Annotated in this window: 21 protein-coding genes; 4 read left to right on the top strand and 17 right to left on the bottom strand. The window is 44.4% G+C overall.

Going from position 1 to position 20,445, the window contains the following annotated elements:
• Positions 1-3 precede the first annotated feature (3 nt).
• Together EYS05_RS01975 and EYS05_RS01980 are read right to left on the bottom strand one after the other, a co-directional pair.
• Positions 4-156, bottom strand: a complete 153-nt coding sequence (locus tag EYS05_RS01975) for a CD1871A family CXXC motif-containing protein (protein ID WP_118753020.1) — start codon at positions 154-156, stop codon at positions 4-6.
• A 27-nt stretch (positions 157-183) separates the two neighbouring features.
• On the bottom strand, positions 184-1,332 hold the full coding sequence (locus EYS05_RS01980; protein ID WP_138276468.1) for a TlpA family protein disulfide reductase: 1,149 nt from the start codon (positions 1,330-1,332) through the stop codon (positions 184-186).
• A gap of 205 nt (positions 1,333-1,537) precedes the next feature.
• Between EYS05_RS01980 and EYS05_RS01985 the strand changes: the two genes are divergently transcribed.
• Together EYS05_RS01985 and EYS05_RS01990 are read left to right on the top strand one after the other, a co-directional pair.
• Positions 1,538-2,215, top strand: coding sequence for a response regulator transcription factor (locus tag EYS05_RS01985; protein ID WP_118512804.1), 678 nt, complete (start codon positions 1,538-1,540; stop codon positions 2,213-2,215).
• Positions 2,212-3,378 (top strand): sensor histidine kinase, encoded by a 1,167-nt coding sequence (locus EYS05_RS01990; protein WP_138276469.1) that lies wholly within the window; start codon positions 2,212-2,214, stop codon positions 3,376-3,378. The genes EYS05_RS01985 and EYS05_RS01990 overlap by 4 nt, the downstream gene beginning before the upstream one ends.
• A gap of 11 nt (positions 3,379-3,389) precedes the next feature.
• Here EYS05_RS01990 and EYS05_RS01995 read toward each other — a convergent pair whose 3' ends face one another.
• The 15 genes from EYS05_RS01995 to EYS05_RS02065 form a co-directional block, all read right to left on the bottom strand.
• Entirely contained in the window at positions 3,390-4,283 is an 894-nt protein-coding gene (locus tag EYS05_RS01995; protein WP_118512806.1) for an AraC family transcriptional regulator, read from the bottom strand.
• 26 nt (positions 4,284-4,309) lie between these two features.
• Positions 4,310-5,062, bottom strand: coding sequence for an ABC transporter permease (locus EYS05_RS02000; RefSeq protein ID WP_158293294.1), 753 nt, complete (start codon positions 5,060-5,062; stop codon positions 4,310-4,312).
• 50 nt (positions 5,063-5,112) lie between these two features.
• Entirely contained in the window at positions 5,113-5,901 is a 789-nt protein-coding gene (locus EYS05_RS02005) for an ABC transporter permease (RefSeq protein WP_138276471.1), read from the bottom strand.
• A 33-nt stretch (positions 5,902-5,934) separates the two neighbouring features.
• The gene (locus EYS05_RS02010) at positions 5,935-6,741 is read right to left on the bottom strand and encodes an ABC transporter ATP-binding protein (RefSeq protein WP_138276472.1); all 807 of its coding nucleotides are present in this window, start codon (positions 6,739-6,741) and stop codon (positions 5,935-5,937) included.
• 258 nt (positions 6,742-6,999) lie between these two features.
• Complete coding sequence (locus tag EYS05_RS02015; protein ID WP_118624965.1) at positions 7,000-8,148, bottom strand: iron-containing alcohol dehydrogenase; 1,149 nt, start codon at positions 8,146-8,148, stop codon at positions 7,000-7,002.
• Positions 8,149-8,166: 18 nt separating this feature from the next.
• A complete protein-coding gene (locus tag EYS05_RS02020; protein ID WP_138276473.1) occupies positions 8,167-9,384 on the bottom strand; it encodes an aspartate aminotransferase family protein in 1,218 nt (405 codons plus the stop codon).
• Positions 9,381-10,061: a cytidylate kinase-like family protein gene (locus EYS05_RS02025; protein WP_138276474.1), complete on the bottom strand. Its 681-nt coding sequence runs from the start codon at positions 10,059-10,061 to the stop codon at positions 9,381-9,383. Before EYS05_RS02025 ends, EYS05_RS02020 begins: the two co-directional genes overlap by 4 nt.
• 12 nt (positions 10,062-10,073) lie before the next feature.
• Positions 10,074-10,817: an amino acid ABC transporter ATP-binding protein gene (locus EYS05_RS02030; RefSeq protein ID WP_270484394.1), complete on the bottom strand. Its 744-nt coding sequence runs from the start codon at positions 10,815-10,817 to the stop codon at positions 10,074-10,076.
• A gap of 10 nt (positions 10,818-10,827) precedes the next feature.
• Positions 10,828-11,592 (bottom strand): amino acid ABC transporter permease, encoded by a 765-nt coding sequence (locus tag EYS05_RS02035; protein ID WP_243119184.1) that lies wholly within the window; start codon positions 11,590-11,592, stop codon positions 10,828-10,830.
• An 18-nt stretch (positions 11,593-11,610) separates the two neighbouring features.
• The gene (locus EYS05_RS02040) at positions 11,611-12,483 is read right to left on the bottom strand and encodes a transporter substrate-binding domain-containing protein (protein ID WP_138276476.1); all 873 of its coding nucleotides are present in this window, start codon (positions 12,481-12,483) and stop codon (positions 11,611-11,613) included.
• 228 nt (positions 12,484-12,711) lie between these two features.
• Positions 12,712-13,941: a PucR family transcriptional regulator gene (locus tag EYS05_RS02045; protein WP_243119185.1), complete on the bottom strand. Its 1,230-nt coding sequence runs from the start codon at positions 13,939-13,941 to the stop codon at positions 12,712-12,714.
• A 118-nt stretch (positions 13,942-14,059) separates the two neighbouring features.
• Positions 14,060-15,322: an MFS transporter gene (locus EYS05_RS02050; protein WP_138276477.1), complete on the bottom strand. Its 1,263-nt coding sequence runs from the start codon at positions 15,320-15,322 to the stop codon at positions 14,060-14,062.
• A gap of 431 nt (positions 15,323-15,753) precedes the next feature.
• Positions 15,754-16,878 (bottom strand): DUF362 domain-containing protein, encoded by a 1,125-nt coding sequence (locus tag EYS05_RS02055; RefSeq protein ID WP_118512822.1) that lies wholly within the window; start codon positions 16,876-16,878, stop codon positions 15,754-15,756.
• Between the two features lie 100 nt (positions 16,879-16,978).
• Complete coding sequence (locus EYS05_RS02060; protein ID WP_118512823.1) at positions 16,979-17,446, bottom strand: DUF2284 domain-containing protein; 468 nt, start codon at positions 17,444-17,446, stop codon at positions 16,979-16,981.
• Positions 17,447-17,512: 66 nt separating this feature from the next.
• Entirely contained in the window at positions 17,513-18,385 is an 873-nt protein-coding gene (locus EYS05_RS02065) for a LysR family transcriptional regulator (RefSeq protein ID WP_138276478.1), read from the bottom strand.
• 155 nt (positions 18,386-18,540) lie between these two features.
• Between EYS05_RS02065 and EYS05_RS02070 the strand changes: the two genes are divergently transcribed.
• Positions 18,541-19,761 (top strand): dicarboxylate/amino acid:cation symporter, encoded by a 1,221-nt coding sequence (locus EYS05_RS02070; RefSeq protein ID WP_138276479.1) that lies wholly within the window; start codon positions 18,541-18,543, stop codon positions 19,759-19,761.
• 5 nt (positions 19,762-19,766) lie between these two features.
• The gene (gene sdaAB / locus EYS05_RS02075) at positions 19,767-20,435 is read left to right on the top strand and encodes an L-serine ammonia-lyase, iron-sulfur-dependent subunit beta (RefSeq protein WP_138276480.1); all 669 of its coding nucleotides are present in this window, start codon (positions 19,767-19,769) and stop codon (positions 20,433-20,435) included.
• The last annotated feature ends 10 nt before the right edge of the window (positions 20,436-20,445 follow it).

Genomic DNA, 20,445 nt, shown 5'->3' on the forward strand with positions numbered 1-20,445 from the left:
TTATTATCCAATGCCTATACACTCCATACAGATGTTGATCGCTTTTGTAAAAACTACAGATACCTCGCCCCTGCAGATTCCCAGTATCATCAGTAAAATTCCAAAAAACGCCAGAGCTGGTCCGATCCACCTGGATTCTGTTATTTTCCGAATCATTTTTCCACTCTCCATAATGATCATGTTTTACTTTGAAACGTTTTTAAGCTCTTTTTCCACGATTTCCTTCCATTCGTCCAGTGTATGGCTTCCTGTATAGGTGTCGCCTACAATGTTTCCATCTTTGTCGACAAAAAATGTTTCAGGAAATGCAGAAATCCCCTGCAGACGACCGTTCATCATAGTTGCATCCGGTGTCAGGAACGGATATTCTGCTTTTGTTTTTTCCTGAAGAATGCCTGCTTTCTTTACAGCTTCCTCGTCCTGATTTCCCTTTTCATCTGTAGTATCAAGCACTACGCCTGCTACTCCAACGCCTTTATCTTTCATTTCTTTATAGAGCTCCTGAAGTTCCGGAATCTCTTTTACACATGGTGAGCACCAGGTTGTAAAAACATTTACCAGTGTCAGGTCATAGTCACTGAACACTTTTTCTGTATATGTTTTTCCATCTATTCCTGTTGTTTCAAATTTTCCTACAGATTTTACGTCCTCCGGGTTGCTGCTGGTATCCTGTGGCTGGTCAAACACGGAAATATTCTGATACGGTGTCATTTCCGTAATATCGGTTTTGATCTTTTCCAGCTCCTTTGTCAGCTTTTCATCTGCATCTTTGTTGGTGCTCAGATAATATTTGTATTTCCCGTCACTGCTGCTTCCAAGCTCTTTATGCTCTGTACAGCCGGTGATCTCATCCAGCTTTTTCTGTGAAGCTTCGTCATAAACGCCAATTGTACCGATTCTGTCCAGACCTGCCACCCAGTCGTCATATCCTGTTCCCATCTTCTGTATTTCGGCATTTTTCTGTTCCTCTGTCATTTTGCTCCAGCTTACGTAGGCATATGTCACTGCATTGGTCTGATTCTCAAAATCTTCCGTGGTAAGCATTGCAATGCTCTGGTCCTTGATCTGCTTTAACAGCTCCTTCGAAAGTGAAAGCTTCAGTCCCAGAAACGGATATTCATAAGAATCCTGTGCCTTGCAGGTTACGTCGGAAGGCTTAAATGTACCTGCTACCAGATCTGATGAAACTGCCTCTCCATCCATCATCATTGCCGCTCCGGGATCTGCTGTTTCCGTGCTTTCCGCCGCTGTTACCGGCACGCTTCCAAATGCAGATATTCCTAATACCGCAGCTGCCATAAGTGCTGTTATTTTCTGTGTTCTTAATTTCATTGTTTCTATTCTCCCTTCTGATATCACCGGCCCATATCCGGAACCAGCATATATTTTATATATAAATTTTGTTCTCTGTAGCCTTACTATATCATCCCCTGTATAAAATCTCTGTTAAGAAACAAAAAAATTTACAGGAATTTTATGCTATACATGATATTATAGATAACAAAGCAAAATCAACTGTTTTTTTGGAGGATTTATTATGCATATATTGATAATCGAAGATGAACAGCAGCTCTGCCAGTCTATTGCGGAGGGACTTCGTATGGATGGCTATGAAGCGGACACATGTTTTGACGGGGATGAAGGACTGGAATTATGTCTTGTGGAAAATTATGATCTCATCCTTCTTGATCTGAATCTTCCAGGCGTTGATGGTCTGGAAATCCTGCGCCAGTTTCGGGAATCCGATACTTCCACTCCTGTTTTGATCCTCTCTGCCAGAGGACAGATCCAGGATAAGGTTGAAGGGCTTGATCTCGGTGCCAATGACTATCTCACAAAACCTTTTCATTTTGAAGAACTGGAGGCACGGATCCGAAGTCTGACACGAAGAAAATTCATCCAGCAGGATGTGTGTCTGCAATGCGGACGTATCAGCTTTGATACCCGTACAAGAAAGGCCAGTATCGATGGACTCCCCCTTTCTCTGACCCGAAAGGAAAGTTCTCTTCTGGAATATTTCCTTCTTCATCAGAACCGTATCATAAGCCCGGAAGAAATGATCGAGCATATCTGGGACGGAAGCGTCAACAGTCTCAGCAATTCCATTCGTGTCCACATTTCTTCTCTTCGAAAAAAACTGCGCACTGCTCTCGGCTTTGATCCAATACAGAATAAGATCGGCCAGGGTTACATTTTAACGGAGGATATACAATGAAAAAAATAACCGGAAAGCTTTCTCTTCAATGGCGTCTGACACTGATCACTGCGCTGCTTATGACAGTCACCTGCATTCTGATGTATTTTTTTATCAGCCAGTCCGCAGTTGCCGGAATGGAGGATCTGGGAGATTACATGATACGGATCGATAACACTGATTCTGCTCCCATCACCTTTAATATGAATCCCTCCGTCTTATTTCCGGAGCTTTCCAATCAGCTGCAGCTAACAAAAAAGCTTTTTCTCACCAAAGGACTCATGGTAACAGGAATCATCATCCTTCTCAGCAGTATCTGCACATATTTTATCAGCCGTCAGGCATTACTTCCTCTTCGCAGGCTCAGCCAGGAGGTGAACAAAATAGAGGCCCAGAACCTTTCGAAGACTCTTGAAGTTCCTGCTACCAATGACGAGATTTCCCGCCTGACAATTTCATTTAACAAAATGCTCGCACGCCTGGATGAAGCTTTTACTGCCCAGAAGCAGTTTTCTGCCAATGCAGCCCATGAGCTGAGGACTCCTCTTGCTGTTATCCAGACAAATCTGGAGGTCTTTGCCCGCAGGGAAACACCTGCTTTAAAAGATTATCAGGAGATTTTTGCCATGCTCCAGGAACAGACCGGGCGACTTTCCCATCTGGCTGAAATCCTCCTAGATATGACCGGTGTACAGACTGTTGAACGTTCCGAAAGGATCTCTCTGGCAGCACTGACTGATGAGGTTTTCTGCGACCTGGCTTCCGTAGCGGAACAGAAGGATGTTGAACTGATCCAGCAGGAGGGAGACTGCATCATTACCGGAAGCTATCTGCTGCTGTATCGCGCTGTGTACAATCTTGTGGAAAATGCGATCAAATACAATCACTCCGGTGGAAAAGTAACCGTAAATATCCATCTTTCCGAAGAAATAACAGATACATCCGCATCTGTCAATTACGTCTTTCTTGAAGTCTCTGATACCGGAATCGGCATTCCTCCCGAATATCAGGAAAAAATCTTCACCCCGTTTTTCCGTGTGGACAAATCAAGAAGCCGTGCTATGGGAGGTGCCGGCCTGGGACTTGCACTTGTCAGTGAAATTGTCAGACAGCATAACGGACAGGTAAAAGTACTGGAAAGCAGCAAAAAAGGCAGCGTGATCGCAATCATGCTGCCAGTCTGAACATGTTTGTATTACACTTGTCTCATATTTCGATACTCTGTAGGTGAAATCCCATAGCAGCTTTTGAATACCTTCGAAAACTGAAACGGATTTGTATATCCCACATCTGAGGAAATATCCGATATGGAATATTCTGTAGTGGCCAGCAGGATTTTTGCCTGATTCATCCTTACTTTACGGAGATATTCCCGTGGTGACTGGTCGTATTCCCTGCGGAACAATGTGCTGAGATAGTTTGGATGTACATGGAGGATTCCTGCCACATCCTGGATCCGGATATCCCGGCTGTACATGCGGTCCATATAGTTTTTGGCATCCTTGGCCAGATTTTTTTCTTCTTTTGTCAGCTTTTTTATATCGCCCTGTGTTTCAAGGAGCCTGGCAAAAAGATGCAGCATTCTGCTGTTTGCCTCCAGGGATGCGGAAAAATTCCGTATGGAGAAAAACTGCTCTCCCGGAAAATCTTCTTCCTGATAAATGGCCACATCCTGAAGTCTTTTATCCATAACTGACAAAATCGACAAGATTTCTTTTTCCAGTTCTTTAGCCGAAAGCGCCAGATCCAGGATCTCGTTTTTTCCAAATAGAAGATCAATAAATTTATTTCCGTTGTCTGCATAAAATCCGATCCAGGCATATTTCCAGGGGTTCTGCAGGGAAGCTATGTATTTTCCTTCTATTCCTGCTGGTATAAAAAATGCCTGTCCGGCATGTACATTCAGCATTCTGCCTGAGATTTTCAAGCTTCCTTCTCCCTGCAGTACAAAATGCAGCAGATGATAAGGTCTGGCCTGAAACTGCCACATATGTCCTTTTTCACATTCCTGGATACCGCAGTGGTTCATCTGCATAACCGACAATTCCCGCTTTGCCCGATCCAGAAAAATATCTTTACTTCCAAGCATGGACTCACCTCCCCCGTAAACGATCTTTAATTCCCGGCACTTTCATATCTTCCCAGTCCACGTTTCAGGCACACTGCCGATAACCACAGCATCCCTATGCAAACAGGAAACAGTAACAGACATCCTGGCAGCATGTCCTTTTTTCCTAACAGAAAGTCCGCCGGATAATAGCTGATATATGCGTAAGGTATGATATATCCAAAGATTCCTTTCAGTAATCCCGGGTATATGATAAGTGGATATTTCGCCATCTCTCCTACAGAAAGAACCAGATAATTTAACGAATTTTTCGGTCCCTGCATCCAGAAGGACATACAGCTTGCCAGCCAGATCATGCAAAAACGGATCATAGATACTGTAAGCAGAGATACCACAAAATACAGGATTTTTATGATCGTCCAGTTTATTTTACAGTTTTTTATTCCAACTGACAATATTCCCAGTGCTATGATCATTTTATTTAATCCGTCAAAATCAATCCTGGAAGCTGCCATCTGCATTCCTGCCGGAAGCGGTCTTACGAGAAACCGGTCGATTTCTGATTTATTTACCATCTGTGCAATTTTCCAGGATCCCTGAAAGAAAAAGTTCACCCATCCTTCTGAAAATAACAGATATCCATCTAGCAATAAAATTTCCCATACAGACCAGCCGCCAACTGTGGGAATATTTGTATAGATAATTCCAACAACAGCCAGATTTGATACCTGGGACAGCAATGTAAAAAATGTCATCATCAGAAAATCTGCCCGATAATACATCAGGGATTTTATATTCATTTCCTGCATCTTCCGGTATATTTTGAAATATTTCCTGTATCTGCCCCTCTTTAACCTCCATATAATGCGATAACGGAAGAGGCTTTTTTCCATAAGATGCTTCCAAATGCAAATAATATTACATTCCACACGCTCTGGAACAAAAGTGCTTCCCAGCATTTCTGCCAGCAAAATATTCCGTCAAATATGCAGCATGGAATATATACAATCCCTGAAAAGGGCATAATCATAACAATTTTCTGCAAAAATCCAGGAAACAATGCCAGCGGAACCAAAGCTCCAGAACAGAAATTTGTCAAAACTTCTCTCCCTTTTACAACACCATATGCATTATCTGTATAAAAACAGAGCATGGAAAATATATGTTGGATGTTAAATTTGATTCCCATTCCCAAAAGTATGGAAAAAAGCAGCAGAAGAACTCGCCACATCTCTATATTCTGCATTCCGTTACACATTACCAGGAAAATACCGCACCATAAAAATGTGATCAGAAATTCCATTCCTGCTGTTCCAACAGCTTTAAAAAAAGTCAAACTTCGGTAACTCAGCGGTTTCAACAAATCTGTGATTATATTTCCACTGATAATACTGTTGGCTGTCTGCATTTCAAATCCAAAAGAAAATGTACTATTGCACAAAAAAGAAACGATCACATATTTTTTCATAATTTTCCATGTATATCCATTAATCTCCGTATGATATAAAAAAATACTTTTCCATACATAGTAAAAAACTACAACCTGAATAAAATTTGCAAGCAAACCGGTCAGGAAATTTTCTTTATAAGCAATTCCTTCCAAAAATCCCCCTTTTATCAGTGCCAGATATTTTCTCATATTTGCTCTCCTCAGAAAAACAAAATCAGACGGTTAATTCTTCGTATTTCCATTGAACAGTTCAATAACAATTTCTTCCAGTGTTTCTGCTTCCGGATAATCATCAAATATTTTTGTTATTTCATCATCAAATAAAATTTCTCCTTTTTCCAGAATGATAAGTCTCCGGCACAGCCATTCCATATCTTTCAGATCATGGCTTGTCAGCAAAATCGTGGTCTTTTTTTCTTTATTTATGTATTGTAAAAACTGATATACTTTCTGTTTGACTGCCACATCCAGCCCTATTGTTGGTTCATCCAGAAATAAAACCGGCGGATCATGTAAAAGAGCTGCTGCTATATCTGCCCTTACTCGCTGTCCCAGGGACAGCTTTCTTGCCGGCTGGTCCATAAATTCTTCCAGTTCCAGGATTTTCTTAAACAGATCCAGATTTTCTCCATAAACATTGTCCGGGATTTCATAAATACTATGCAGCAGTTCAAAAGAATCTTTTACCGAAATATCCCACCACAACTGTGTCTTCTGACCAAACACAACGCCTATCTTCCCGCCATTTCTGATCCGTTCCCTGAATGGATCATTTCCCATAACGGAAATCTTTCCGTCTGTCGGTTTCATGATCCCTGTAAGCATTTTAATGGTCGTTGATTTTCCTGCCCCGTTTGCACCAAGGAAAGCTACACATTCACCCTGCTGTATGGAAAAAGAAATTCCTTTTACAGCTTCCTTCTCTTTATATTGGGGATGGAATAAGTATTTCACCATTCCGATAAAACCTTCCTGCCGCTGTGAAATCTTATATTTTTTGTACAGATTTTTAACCTCTATGCTATCCATATACATTCTTCTTTCTCTGTATTTTGCTCTGTTGCGGTAAACTTGGTTACTGTCTATACAATAGCATCGTATATTTTATCCGTACATGTTCATTGTATAAATCTTTATGTTTATAATATAATTTTCACTGCAAAAAAAGCTCCCCGGAAAACAGCTTTTTACTGATTTCGGGAAGCCAATATCTTTTTTATTTACGCAAGTACTCTGATGACAGATTTTATTTATACAGAGGTGTCACATACTTACCTGATACTATCTTTACAATGCCTCTTTATACAGTGCCAGGATATCCTCCCGAACGGTTTTCTGAGGATTCACCGCAATGTTTCCGCTTTTCATGGCATCCTCTGTCATCTGCGCAAAATACTCATCCGTAACCCCTGCGTGGGATAATTTTGCAGGGATTCCAACCTGTGTATTCAGTTCACGGACTGCCTGTTCCAGCATTCCTTTTGAAAACTCAGACTCACATTTCTTTTCCGCGGAAATATAATTATAGATCTTCCGATATTTTCCGAAGGCTGCCTCTTCGTTATATTTCACGATATACGGAAACAAGATTCCGTTTGCAACACCGTGCGGCACATTGAAAAAAGCACTGACCGGATGGCTCATGGCATGGATATTTCCAAGTCTTGCCCATGAAAAAGCAATCCCGGCAAACAGAGAGCCTGCCAGCATATCGGAAGCTGCTTCCAGATTGCTACGGTCTGCCACGTAGGTGCGGATGCTCCGCCCGATCAGCTCCATTGCTTTTTCGCTCATGGCCTCGGAAAATGGGGATGCGTCCAGAGAAACGTAAGATTCCTCTGCATGGATCAGTGCATCGATCCCGCAGGCAGCTGCCACCGAAGCCGGTGCGGAGGTGAGAAGCAGCGGATCCAGAAGTGCATAAGCCGGGATCAGCTTATAGGAAAATACTGTAAGCTTGTAATTTCGTCTGTGATCGGTAATAACAGAAAAAGCCGTAACCTCTGAACCGGTTCCTGCTGTTGTAGGAATGGCGATCAGCGGGACGATCTCCCCAGGAACCTTGTCTGCACCTTCATATTCTGTGATGCTGCCGCCGTATTTTGCCACAACACCGACAGCTTTTGCCACATCCATAGGGGAACCCCCACCAAGAGCGACAATAAAATCCGCTCCGCTTGCCCGGAACGCTTCTGCTGCACGTTCCACAGTCTCCACGGATGGATTTCCTTCTGTATCACAGAAGGTGCTGACTGCAATGCCGGCCTGTGTAAGGATTTCTTCACACTGCCCCACTACGCCAAGTCTGTTCAGTGTGGGGCCGGAAATGATAAAGCCATGTTTTCCTCCAAGCTTCCCGGCTGCCCCGGGAAGCTCCTTTAATACACCTTCACCAAAAAGAATATTCTGCGGTACAGAAAATGTAAATCTTTTCATGCTGTCCATCTCCTCCGCTTATTCTGAAAGTGCTTTTACTGTCTCTTCAATGATGGCAGCCGCCTGATCACAGTTCTCCTCTGTAATGATCAGCGGCGGTACCATACGGATGGTATGTACTCCGATTGCAGTGATCAGAAGATGGCTGTCCAGACAGCCATGCTTTACATCCACACCGTAAATAGCATCATCAAATTCCACGCCTACCAGAAGGCCCTGCCCGCGGACTTCTTTTACATGAGGGATCTTTGCAAGTTTTTCCATAAAATAAGTACCCATTTTTTCCGCATTGCCAGCCAGATCTCTGTCGAGAAGTTCACCAACCTCTGCAAGTGCCGCAGCACAGGAAACCGGATGTCCGCCGAAGGTTGTTCCGTGGGAACCAGGTGTGAATGCTTTTGCCACTTCCTCTGTAGCGCAGATCGCGCCGATCGGCATACCTCCTCCAAGGGCCTTTGCCATGGACACGATATCCGGTTTGATCCCGTAATGCATATAGCTCATCACCTTACCGGTTCTGCACCAGCCTGTCTGAACCTCATCAATAAGAAGGAGCATATCGTTCTCATCACAAAATTCCCGAAGTCCCTTCATAAATTCCATGGTTGCCGGATGGACACCACCCTCGCCCTGTACAGGCTCTATCATAATGGCAATGGTATTTTCCGTGCAGGCATCCTTGAAAGCCTCAAGATCATTGTACGGTGCATAGGAAAATCCGTAGGTCATAGGACCGAAGCCAACCTGGCATCCGTTTCCCGGCTGTCCGGTGGCGGACATGGCACCAAAGGTTCTTCCATGGAATCCCATTTTTGCAGTTACGATATGATAACGGTTCGGACCATATTTTTCGATTCCGTATTTTCTTGCCATTTTGATCATAGCCTCATTTGCCTCTGTACCGGAGTTCTGGAAAAAGATCTTATCCATTCCGATGGTTGTGCAGACCTTTTCAGCAAGAAGAGCCTGAGGAATGGTATACGGATAGTTGAAGGTATGCATCAATGTCTGTGCCTGGTCTACAACCGCTTTTACTACCTTCTCATTACAGCTTCCTGCGGAGTTTACTGCGATACCTGCATAAAAATCCAGATATTTTTCGCCCTTCTCATTGTAGATATACTGGTCTTTTGCACTTTCTGCCAGAAAATCCATTCTCTCATAGGTCTCGATCATGTATTTGTTTACTTTTTCCTTGATATCCTCAAATGTCAGTCCTGTTTCTTCCAGCTTCATTTCTTTTCCTCCCCTTTTGTGATCTGTTCTGATAAGATCTGTTCCCGCGTGATCAGACCCTTCATCACCAGATATTCTTCAATCATCTTTACGCATCCTGCAATTCCGACTTTTTCACTGTTCAACGTCATATCGTAATTGACGGGATTAGTCCAGTAATTTCCTTTTGTATAATATTTATAATAGTCCGCCCTGTACTTATCTGTATTCTCAATGGTGGCTGCTGCCACATCCGCAGATACTTTCATCCGCTGCATGGTACGGGCCAGACAGAAGGCACGTGGAGCTTCGATATAGATGCTGACCACATTTTTTCTGCCCTTCAGAACATAGTCCGCACATTTTCCAACGATCACACAGGATTCCTGATCTGCCAGGTTCCGGATAATCTGTGACTGATACTCAAACAGACGGTCATCCGAAACAAACTTCTCATTTCTCGCAATATACTGTCTGGATCTGGGCAGACCCTTAAGAAATCCGGTAAAACCTCCATTGTTTCGGATCCGCTCATTGATATCCAGAAACAGCTTTTCCTCCAGTCCGCTCATTTGGCTCGCCAGCGTCAGTATACGGTTTTCATAACAGTGGATCCCCAGATCTTTTGCCAGCATGGAAGCGATCTCTTTTCCGCCTGTTCCGAAACCTCTTGCAAAAGTTACAATAAAATTTTCCATTTTTCCTGCCTCCTATCCTGCCAGATATCTGCTTAAAAACTCTCTGGTACGGGCGTTTTTCGGATTTTTGAACAGCTCTGCCGGAGGTGCGTCTTCCACAATGTAACCCTGATCCATAAAAATCGTTCTGGTAGAAACATCTCTGGCAAACGCCATCTCATGGGTTACAATGATCATGGTAAGTCCTGTGGTTGCCAGTTCTTTCATAACATTTAAGACTTCTCCTACCATCTCCGGATCAAGGGCTGAGGTCGGTTCGTCAAAAAGCAGGACCTCCGGGTTCATGCAGAGAGATCTTGCAATGGCAACCCTCTGCTTCTGTCCACCGGAAAGCTGTGTGGGGTTCGCATTGATAAACGGTGCCATTCCCACCTGTTTGAGATGTGTGATCGCCCGGTCAAAAGCTTCCTCTTTTGACAGATGGAGAACCTTTCTTGTACAGAGCATACAGTTCTGAAGAACTGTCATGTTATTAAAAAGATTAAAAGACTGAAAAACCATGCCCACCTTTGACCGGTAATCATTGATCTCCTTCTGTACTGCCCCGATCTCTTTTCCGTGGTATCGGATCTTTCCGCTGGTCTGGGTTTCCAGTTTGTTGATGCAGCGGAGCAGCGTGGATTTTCCGGAACCGGAGGAACCTACGATACAGATGATCTCTCCAGGCTCCACATTGAAATCAATTTTCCGAAGTACCTCATGCTGTCCAAAAGATTTACTTAATTCTTCAACGGATATGATTGCATCACCCATAATTTCTCCCTCCTTACGGATTGTCCATATATTCCACTGCAAGTGCATAGTTCTCTGTTTTTTTCATTTTCTTCTCAAGGAAAGTAAACAGACGGTTGAATACAAAACAGAGTACAAAATAGATCACTGCGATCACAAGATAGGATTCAAAATATTTATAATAATTTCCGCCTACTGTCTTTGCTGCCATAAACAGCTCCTGGACTGCAATAACATTCAGAACGGAAGTCATTTTCAGATTTGTAAGAAATGTATTTGCCATCTCCGGGATGATATTTTTGAAAGCCTGCGGAAGTACCACGTAGATCATGGTCTTCATAGGTGACATTCCCATGGCCCAGGCGCCTTCCCTCTGCCCCATATCAATGGAACCGATGCCGGCTCTGACAGTTTCTGCCATGTAGGCTCCGGTGTTCAGTACCGTTACCATAACACCTGCAAACAATGGTGTAATATTCACATTTGCCTGACGGATACCATAATACAGGACCATCGCCTGAACGATCATAGGCGTATCTCTGAAAACCTCCACATAGATCCTGCAGATTGCCTTTAAAATTTTAAAAATTCCTTTTTTCAGAATGCTGTCGCCTTCATTGATACGGATATCCTGGATGATACCGATGATATAGCCCAGCAGGAAACCAAGAATGGTTCCTGCTACAGCTATATAGAGAGTCAGCCAGGTTCCTTCCAGAAACATGCCGGAATATTTTTTTGCCAGAAAGATCATCCATTCCAGGGAATTAGACGGATCTGTAATTGAAAAGCCTAACATATCTCCACCTCACTTGGACTAGTTCGCTGCCGGCTGCTGTGTCAGAACAGTATCCATCAGCTCATCCATTTTCTCTTTATCGTTCCAGCCGATGTCATCCATGGCACCCTGCAGCTTATCTCTCAGCTCTGTATCATCTTTTCTTGTTGCGATGCAGACATTGACCATTTCATCATCATTTTTAAAGGTGTCCTTCTCATCCAGGTTGATGATCTTCAGATCCTTGTTTGTCAGTGCTGCTGATTCTGCTGTAGGAACATCTACAACGCAGACATCTGCAACTCCGTTGGAGATTGCCATAAAGCACTCTGATGTTGTCTCATAGTTTCCGGACTGCTCTGCACCGTCGATCTGATCCAGAAGCGGTACCCATCCGGTTCCAAGCTGTGTGGTAACCTTGCAGCCTGTTCCTGCAAGATCGGAAAGACCTTTGACATCGTCATATTTGCCTCCTGCCTTTACCACGATACAGTTATCTCTGTAATAATATGGTTCTGTAAATGCATATGATTTTTCTCTTTCTGCCGTTTTTCCCATGCCAGCGATGATACAGTCATAATCGCCGGCATCCATGGAGATTCCAATGGAGGACCACTCAACCTTATGGATCTCCAGCTTCATTCCAAGCTGATCTGCAAGCTTCTGAGCTACTGCCACATCGTAGCCATATGCGTAATAATCACTGCCGTAAATAGGTTCTGCCTTGCTTCCGTCCGGAGTTGTATCTGTATCCTGGGTCCAGTTGAATGGTGCATAGGCACATTCCATGCCAACCCTTAACACATCCTTATCTGATTTGTCTGCTGCCCATGTGGAAGCTGCTGTAGATGCTAACATTGCTGCGGAAATAATACCTGTGATCACCATTTTGCCTAAAAGATTTTTTTTCATATTTGTTTCCTCCTCTTCTACATAGCTGGCACAAAACATATTTAGCTGGTCGACCTGAACGTTTTCGCCTGTAAACAAAAAGGGCGCTGAAAGAAATTTTTCATTTCCTTCAACGCCTTTGTTGTTTGATAGACTTCATTATACTCAGGAGAATCTTTTCGTCAACTTTTATTTTGCACAAATTAACTGTTCATTTTGCACAGTGTTGTATTTATATGAACCTGTTTTTTAGGAAAACATCAGCTGTTTGATCAGGATACAGTTTATCATATCCAGATATTCCATATAGTCATCCAGTTCAAAATCTATCAGCTCCTGGATCTTATTCAGCCGGTACTGCAGAGAATTTCTGTGAATAAAAAGTTCCTTCGCCGTTTTTCCGACGCTGAACCCGTTCATGTAATAGGCAAGCAGGGTATCCAGGAGAAACGTTCCGTTGGCATGATCATATTCCTCCAGCTTTCCCAGCCGTTCATTGCAATAATTCAGGATCTCATCATGGTTGTCGTTGTTGAACAGATACTGATAAATTCCCATGGCTGTTGCACTTAAAACTTTCTTGTGCTTGGGATTTGGAAGTATGTCTTTTTTGGGGATCAGACGCTTTGCCTCCTGATAGCTGGTGCCGAAGTCTGCCGGATTGGTGTAGATACCGCCCAGGATACAGGTGCTTCGGATTGTTCCGTGAAACTGCGGACTGGCATCGATCTTCTGCAGAACCTTCTCCAGCTCATGTTCAATGCTTTTGTCTTTTTTTGCCTCAAAAAGAAGGACAAATTTGTTGAGAAACCGAAGGAACATGGGCTTTCCTTCCATTGCCATGACTTCCTGGTTCAGATAATTGGCATAATACTCGTAGATATGCTCATCCTGCTCCAGATTGATGCCGTATTTCCGGTCAGCCACAATGATCCCTACTCTGCAGGGTGTTGTAAAGTTGATCCCGAACTGCTGGGAGATTTTTTCGATATAACGGTCATTAACATCATAGCCAAACAAAAGATTATAAAGATAATCTCCCATCCGCCTGTTCTGCATTTCATATTCCAGGATGATCTTTCCCACACTCTGGGCAATATCCACAAAAGAAGCTCCCTTCCACCGGATGTAAAACAGCGGGAGCTGAAGCGCATTGGCTTTGTCGATCATCTCCTTCGGAACGGGTTCTTTGTCATCGGTGATAGAAATCCCAAAGCCGGAAATTCCAAGCCCATACAGTTCTTCCATGGCTTTCTGTGCTTCTTCCAGGTCAAACCGGACATAGTCTACCACACAAAGGGCAAAATTCCCCTGGTTCATATGTTCCTCAAAAGGCCGGGTCTGCACCATATAGGTCCATGTGACAGGTCTTGTGAGACCTTTTTCCCCAGCAATCAGCTCCACTCCGTCCAGCTGCAGCTCCAATATATCCTGGCAGGTGATCATATACATCAACTCCTTATTATTGCAGTATTTCACACACTCTCTTCCATAAACAGGCAAAAACAATACCTGATTTTCTCATCCTTCAGTTATCCTAGCAGAAATATCTGATCCCTGCAACTCACAATTCCGGAGCTTTCAGCACTAAAAATATTCAGTTTTCCAGAGACGGCTCACATTTTTCTTTCTCAGATATGTCCGTCTTTTTTCTTTCCTGCGCAAGATTCCGTCCAAGCAGAGTCAGGCATACAAATGCAATCCCTGCAAAAACAGCTCCGATTCCAAATACCACATTCATCTCATAGCATTTGCTGCTCACCAGACCGGAGATCGCCGGTGCGCCAAAGGTTGCAAATACGATGCCGAACATGACGAATCCGTAATTTTCTCCGGTGTGCTTCATTCCGAAAACAGAGCTTGTCAGAGACGGGAAGCTTCCCATGATACCTCCGTAGCAGCCGTACATCAGAACAATGGCAACCGTTACTGCCAGGGAGCTTGATACAGCGAGAACTCCCATAGCGATCACCGCCACGATCAGCACTCCTTTGATGCAGACGATCCTGCCTGCTTTATCTGCCAGTGTTGGAAGTACCAGTCTTGCTCCCGCATTGACAATGGATCCAAGCATAACGGCGCTGACTGCCACTGCAGACGGGATTCCAAGGTCGATCTGGTAAGTCTGGGATACCGGTGAAACCATAAAATAAGAAATCAGTCCAAAGAACATGGTTGCAAGAAGAAGATAAAAATTTCTTGTCCGCATCATCTCTCCGGATGTATACTGCTTCATCTCCGGTGTCCCGGACTTTGCCGCAGAGCCACCTGCGTTCACCAGACTCTTAACGGGTGCCTGAAAAAAGATGCCGCACAGGATCCAGGAAACTGCGATGGCTACCCCAATGATCAAAAAGGTTTTCTGCACGCCCTCTGCCTCCAGCAGCTTTCGACTCAGCGGCGCCAGGAAAAATCCACAAAGTCCGTTGGCAGTTACCACAACGCCGGAAGCAAATCCGGTACGGTCCGGGAACCATCTCTGCACGGTTGCCAGGATCACCGTGTAGATCATTCCCTGTCCGAATCCCTGCATCACTCCATAAGAGAGATACATAGGAAGCGGTGTGGGAACGATCAGAAATGCGGATGCCAGGATTCCTGCCGCAAAGATCCCGCCTCCGATCCATACGATCGTCTTTTCCTTAAAGCGGTTCTGCATCCTTCCGCCTACGATATTTCCGAATACAAAGGTGCTCAGTGCCAGATAAAAGCACATGGATGCCTGTCCCTGACTCCAGCCTGCCTGCTCCATCACATAGGGCTGGTAAATAGACCATACATGGGGATATCCGGTAAAAAAGATCGCGAAAGCTCCGAATATCATAGTCAGCAAACGCTGTTTTTTCTGTATTCCTGTCATAATTTCCTCCTCTGAAAAAGATTTCCGGCCTGCTCTGTACTCTCTGCTCACAGAATGCAGCCTGTTTCTGTACTCACGATCTGCACGTTTTCATGCACATTAGCTCTGCTTATCCCTGATATTCTTTTATTTGCGTGCCATTACTCTTCATTTGCGTGTCAAATGCGTGTTAATTATGTTGTGTGTATGTTATCACACGCAATCTTATTATGCAATATAAATTTACAGCTTTTTCTGTTTTCTCGTTTTTGTCCAAATTTTCCTGTTATTTCTTTGTATATTATTCACAATGCTCGTCTTTTAGGCACGCATATACACGCATATATTTTTTATTTAAAATACCGTTTTTTCTATTTTATATTTCTTAATTCGCATAAAAAAGCACGCCATGTTACAGGCGTGCTTTCGTGATTTTATATAATTTCTGTTGCTTATTTGATTATCTTCAGCTCATATTCCCTGGTTCCCAGGCCGATCTTTTCTGCCTGATCCAGAGTTGCCTTCCACTCAATATTCGGATTGGAATCCTTAAAGTGGTCATGATGACAGTGCCATCCCGGCTCTGCCAGATGCTCTCCAAGCTGGCTATTGGCAATCGGTGTTGCCTTCAGGCAGGCATCTGCACAGGCCTGATCCAATGCAACCGGGTCAAAGCTTGCGAACATTCCGATATCAGGAAGGATCGGCGCATCATTTTCACCATGGCAGTCACAGTTCGGGCTGATATCCTGTACCAGTGCAATATGGAAATGAGGACGTCCGTGACAGACAGCCTGTGCATACTCTGCCATCTTGCGGTCAAGAAGCTCGTTTGCACTGCTGTTCGGATTGTATACGGCATCATAGCTGCAGGCACCGATACAGCGGCCACAGCCTTTGCATTTATCGTAATCGATAACTGCTTTCTTGTTTACATATGTAATCGCGTCACTTCCGCACTCTTTCGCACAGCGGCGGCAGCCACGACAGACATCTTCATGGATGGCCGGCTTTCCGCTGGCATGCTGCTGCATTTTTCCGGCACGGCTTCCGCAGCCCATACCGATATTTTTCAGGGCGCCGCCAAAGCCGGTTGCCTCATGTCCCTTGAAATGGCTGAGACTGATAAAAATATCTGCGTCCATGATAGCATGTCCGATCAGGGCAGTTTTGCAGTATTCTCCGTTTACTACCGGAACTTCTACTTCATCGGTTCCTCGAACTCCGTCACCGATGATGATCTGACATCCGGTTGTGATCGTGTTAAATCCGTTAAGATTTGCACAGTCCAGATGCTCCAGTGCATTCTTTCTGCTTCCCGGATAAAGAGTATTACAATCTGTCAGGAACGGCATTCCGCCCTGCTCCTTACAAAGATCTGCGACTACCTTTGCATAGTTCGGACGAAGGAATGCCATATTTCCAAGCTCTCCGAAATGCATCTTGATGGCTACGAATTTTCCATCCATATCGATATCTTTGATTCCTGCGGCAACGCAGAGTTTTTTCAGTTTGTCCAGCTGGCTGGTTCCCACCGGACAGCGAAAATCAGTGAAATAAACTGTTGATTTCTCCATTCTGGTTTCCCTCCTGTTTGATCATTTCAAAATAAATTTACCCTTTTCCTGACAATATGTCTAGTTTTTATACAAAAAATGTATAAAAAGATGCTCTGCTCTACTCTCGAAAAAGAATCTGCGAAAAATACCGGAACTTTCCATCATTGGTCCAGCACTGCATTCCCACAGCATCTGCCATCTTCTGCGCATCCACACAATAGGCAGACATACAGGAATTATGCTTGTACGGTCCGGCGCTCATGATCAGAATATCTGTTTTTCCGCACTCTTTCATCTTCTCTGAGAGCTGCTCTGTCAGCTTATTATGTGCAAGCTTGGCTTTTTTGTAATCCATGAGTCTGTCCTGCGTCGTCTGGAGCACCAGGGTGTTCTCATAATCCAGGGCACGTTCCTTCATTTCTTCCACAGTCCCGCTTTCCGGTGGACATGCAGGGTTTTTATCATAATTACCACAGGCATTTTCTTCACAGAAAACACGGTATTCCGGCACAAACACCAGCTTATCGGTTTTCATGACCGCAGCATCGGAAAAGCCAAGCTTCTTTGCTTCTTCAATAAAATCCATTTTTCTCTCCTGTACTTTTTTTCTTTTATAGTGCCACATTTTATTTGTTTTTACAAGTTCTGACTTTTACTCTGCAGCCAGACGGATAAACTCCTCCATCTCTCTCGTCTTAAACTTATTTTTGTGGTAAAAGATCTGCCGGTACATGGATATCTCCACATCTTCCACATGTAAAAGGGCAATTCTTCCTTTCCGGATATCCCGCTCCACAGCCAGATAGGGAAGAAAGGAAAGTCCGTGGTTCTTTTCCAGCATGCGGATGATAAAAGCGGTATCGCTGATCTCCAGCACCGGTGACAGGGCCTGCTTCTTAAGTGCCAGCTGCTGATCCAGAGCTTGTCGATAATTGGCATTCTTTTCCGTGAGAAAAAAAGGTTCTTCCAGAATATCCTCCATCTTCAGCGTCTTTCCCGCAAACTCCGAATCTGCAGAGGCCACAAATACTACCGGCTCCGCCTTCTCCATGACCTTCATCCAGTTCTGCTCCCACCTTGGGGTATCCAGTATGTAAATCAGATCCAGCCCGTTATGCTCCATCATTCGTATCAGCTGTTCCGGCGTATCAATAGTCACCTGCATATTTACTTTCGGGTGAAGCTCACGAAATTTGCTGAGAACAGCCGGAAGCTTTGCTGTGCAGAGAGATTCAATGGTCCCGATATGTAATGGATTTTTCAGTTCCGCATCATCATTCATTGACTTTTTTGCTTTATTTACGTCATATAAGATCCGGCTTGCATGCCCCATAAACTCTTTTCCGGACGGAGTAAGCACCACACGCTTTCCGGTTCTGTCAAAAAGTCTTGTTTCCAGCTCACTTTCCAAAAGACGGATCTGGACAGTGATAGCTGACTGGGTGTATCCCAGAACCTCTGCTGCCCTGGAAAAACTCTGAAGCTGTGCTACATGTACAAACGTCTCCAACTGACGGATTTCCATTATTTTCTCCCTTTTTCTATGAAATTTTTTCATCGTGATGATGAAATCTGTGAATTTGCTTTATTTTTATGTCAATGTTACAATACAATCACGAGGACGTCAATCGTATTTTTGTGCAAAATGAATAAATTCATACTTAGGAGGAAAGAATCCAAATGGAAAAGAAAAAAATCAAGATCGGACTTGTGCCGAAGCTGATCATTGCCATCATCATAGGTATCCTGTTCGGCCAGTTCCTTCCGGAAGGCTTCTGTCGCTTTGTTGTAACCCTTTCCGGATTTTTCAGTACCTTTCTGAAATTCGTCATCCCGCTGATGATCCTTGCCTATGTGACCATGGGTATTGCGGATCTTTCACAGGGTGCAGGGAAGCTTCTCCTGATCACAGTGGCTCTGGCTTATGGCTCCACTCTGATCGCAGGTTCCGCATCCTATCTGGTATCATCCAGCCTGTTCCCGCACTTTATGAGTGAAGGTGCACTGGATCAGATCGCAGCTACCGCAGACGCATCCCTGACACCATTTTTCTCCATCACACTGGAGCCGGTCATGGATACTCTTTCTGCTGTTGCCCTTGCCTTTGTCATGGGACTGTGCCTCTCTTCCATGCGTGGAAAAGAAATGGGAAACAGCCTTTATAACGGAATGAGTGACTTTTCCAAGATCATTGACAAGGTCCTTCATACCATTATCATCCCGCTGCTTCCGCTTTACATCTGCGGAACCTTCACAGATATGACTATTTCCGGAAAAACCTTTGCCATCTTAAGCATCCTCTGGAAGGTATTCCTTGTTGTTATCATCATGCACCTGATCTGCATTACGATCCAGTTTGTGATCGCAGGTACTGTCAGCAAAAAGAATCCTTTCACTCTGATCAAAAATCAGATCCCGGGATACACAACCGCGCTGGGAACCCAGTCTTCCGCAGCTACCATCCCGGTCAATCTGGAATGTGCCAAAAAAGACGGCGTGTGCGAGCAGATCCGCAACTTCGTAGTACCGCTCTGTGCAAACATCCACATGGCCGGTTCCATGATCACCATCACAGCCTGTGCTACTGCAGTCTGCCTTATGAACCAGCTGCCCATCAGTCTTGGGATCATCGTTCCGTTCATCATGACTCTCGGTGTTGCCATGGTTGCATCTCCCGGTGCTCCCGGTGGTTCCATCATGACTGCCCTTCCATTCCTTTACATGGTATTCGGAGCGGAAGCCGGTGATCCGGACGGTGCAATCTGCGCGATCATGGTTGCCCTTTATATCACACAGGATTCCTTTGGAACAGCCTGCAATGTATCCGGTGACAATGCTATCGGCGTGATCGTTGACACTATTTATAAGAAATTTATTGTAAAAACACCACAGGAGAATTAAGCAAAATGTCTTTTATCAGTGTATTTGACGTTATGGGTCCCAACATGATCGGTCCTTCCAGTTCTCATACCGCAGGGGCTGCACGCATTGCTTTCCTTGCCCAGAAGATGATCACGCCGCCCCTGAAAAAAGTGGAATTCATCCTTTACGGTTCCTTCGCCAGAACATACAAGGGACACGGTACAGACCGTGCCCTCCTTGGCGGGATCATGGGCTTTTCCACAGATGACATGCGTATACGGAATTCTTTTGATATTGCCAGGGAACAGGGGATCGACTTTTCCTTTACTCCAAATGAAACAGAAACCGATGTCCATCCCAACACTGTCGATATCCACATGGTCAATGACCAGGGACAGGAAATGACAGTCCGGGGGGAATCGCTGGGCGGCGGCAAGGTCCGTATTGTGGAGATCAACCACGTGAAAGTGGATTTCACCGGCGAATACAGTGCCATCATCGTGATCCATCAGGATACTCCCGGTGTTGTGGCCTACATCACCAAATGCTTAAGTGAACGTAACATTAACATTGCCTTCATGCGCCTCTTCCGTGAATCCAAAGGAACCACAGCCTATACGATCGTGGAATCCGACGGTCATCTCCCGGAAGATATCGTAGAAAGCATTCACCGGAACACCAACATCCATGATGTCATGGTTGTTCAGATGTAGGGAAAAGGAG

Source organism: Blautia sp. SC05B48 (genome assembly GCF_005848555.1).
GTDB lineage: Bacteria > Bacillota > Clostridia > Lachnospirales > Lachnospiraceae > Blautia_A.

Excerpts from the sequence above, each read along its gene's own strand:
- EYS05_RS02025 (WP_138276474.1), bottom strand. The coding sequence starts at position 10,061 with ATGGAAAATTTTATTGTAACTTTTGCAAGAGGTTTCGGAACAGGCGGA.
- EYS05_RS01985 (WP_118512804.1), top strand. The coding sequence starts at position 1,538 with ATGCATATATTGATAATCGAAGATGAACAGCAGCTCTGCCAGTCTATT.
- EYS05_RS02035 (WP_243119184.1), bottom strand. The coding sequence starts at position 11,592 with ATGTTAGGCTTTTCAATTACAGATCCGTCTAATTCCCTGGAATGGATG.
- EYS05_RS02050 (WP_138276477.1), bottom strand. The coding sequence starts at position 15,322 with ATGACAGGAATACAGAAAAAACAGCGTTTGCTGACTATGATATTCGGA.
- EYS05_RS02040 (WP_138276476.1), bottom strand. The coding sequence starts at position 12,483 with ATGAAAAAAAATCTTTTAGGCAAAATGGTGATCACAGGTATTATTTCC.
- EYS05_RS02000 (WP_158293294.1), bottom strand. The coding sequence starts at position 5,062 with ATGAATATAAAATCCCTGATGTATTATCGGGCAGATTTTCTGATGATG.
- EYS05_RS02020 (WP_138276473.1), bottom strand. The coding sequence starts at position 9,384 with ATGAAGCTGGAAGAAACAGGACTGACATTTGAGGATATCAAGGAAAAA.
- EYS05_RS02010 (WP_138276472.1), bottom strand. The coding sequence starts at position 6,741 with ATGGATAGCATAGAGGTTAAAAATCTGTACAAAAAATATAAGATTTCA.
- EYS05_RS02055 (WP_118512822.1), bottom strand. The coding sequence starts at position 16,878 with ATGGAGAAATCAACAGTTTATTTCACTGATTTTCGCTGTCCGGTGGGA.
- EYS05_RS01990 (WP_138276469.1), top strand. The coding sequence starts at position 2,212 with ATGAAAAAAATAACCGGAAAGCTTTCTCTTCAATGGCGTCTGACACTG.
- EYS05_RS02005 (WP_138276471.1), bottom strand. The coding sequence starts at position 5,901 with ATGAGAAAATATCTGGCACTGATAAAAGGGGGATTTTTGGAAGGAATT.
- EYS05_RS02070 (WP_138276479.1), top strand. The coding sequence starts at position 18,541 with ATGGAAAAGAAAAAAATCAAGATCGGACTTGTGCCGAAGCTGATCATT.
- EYS05_RS02015 (WP_118624965.1), bottom strand. The coding sequence starts at position 8,148 with ATGAAAAGATTTACATTTTCTGTACCGCAGAATATTCTTTTTGGTGAA.
- EYS05_RS02065 (WP_138276478.1), bottom strand. The coding sequence starts at position 18,385 with ATGGAAATCCGTCAGTTGGAGACGTTTGTACATGTAGCACAGCTTCAG.
- EYS05_RS01975 (WP_118753020.1), bottom strand. The coding sequence starts at position 156 with ATGATTCGGAAAATAACAGAATCCAGGTGGATCGGACCAGCTCTGGCG.
- EYS05_RS02060 (WP_118512823.1), bottom strand. The coding sequence starts at position 17,446 with ATGGATTTTATTGAAGAAGCAAAGAAGCTTGGCTTTTCCGATGCTGCG.
- EYS05_RS01980 (WP_138276468.1), bottom strand. The coding sequence starts at position 1,332 with ATGAAATTAAGAACACAGAAAATAACAGCACTTATGGCAGCTGCGGTA.
- EYS05_RS01995 (WP_118512806.1), bottom strand. The coding sequence starts at position 4,283 with ATGCTTGGAAGTAAAGATATTTTTCTGGATCGGGCAAAGCGGGAATTG.
- sdaAB (WP_138276480.1), top strand. The coding sequence starts at position 19,767 with ATGTCTTTTATCAGTGTATTTGACGTTATGGGTCCCAACATGATCGGT.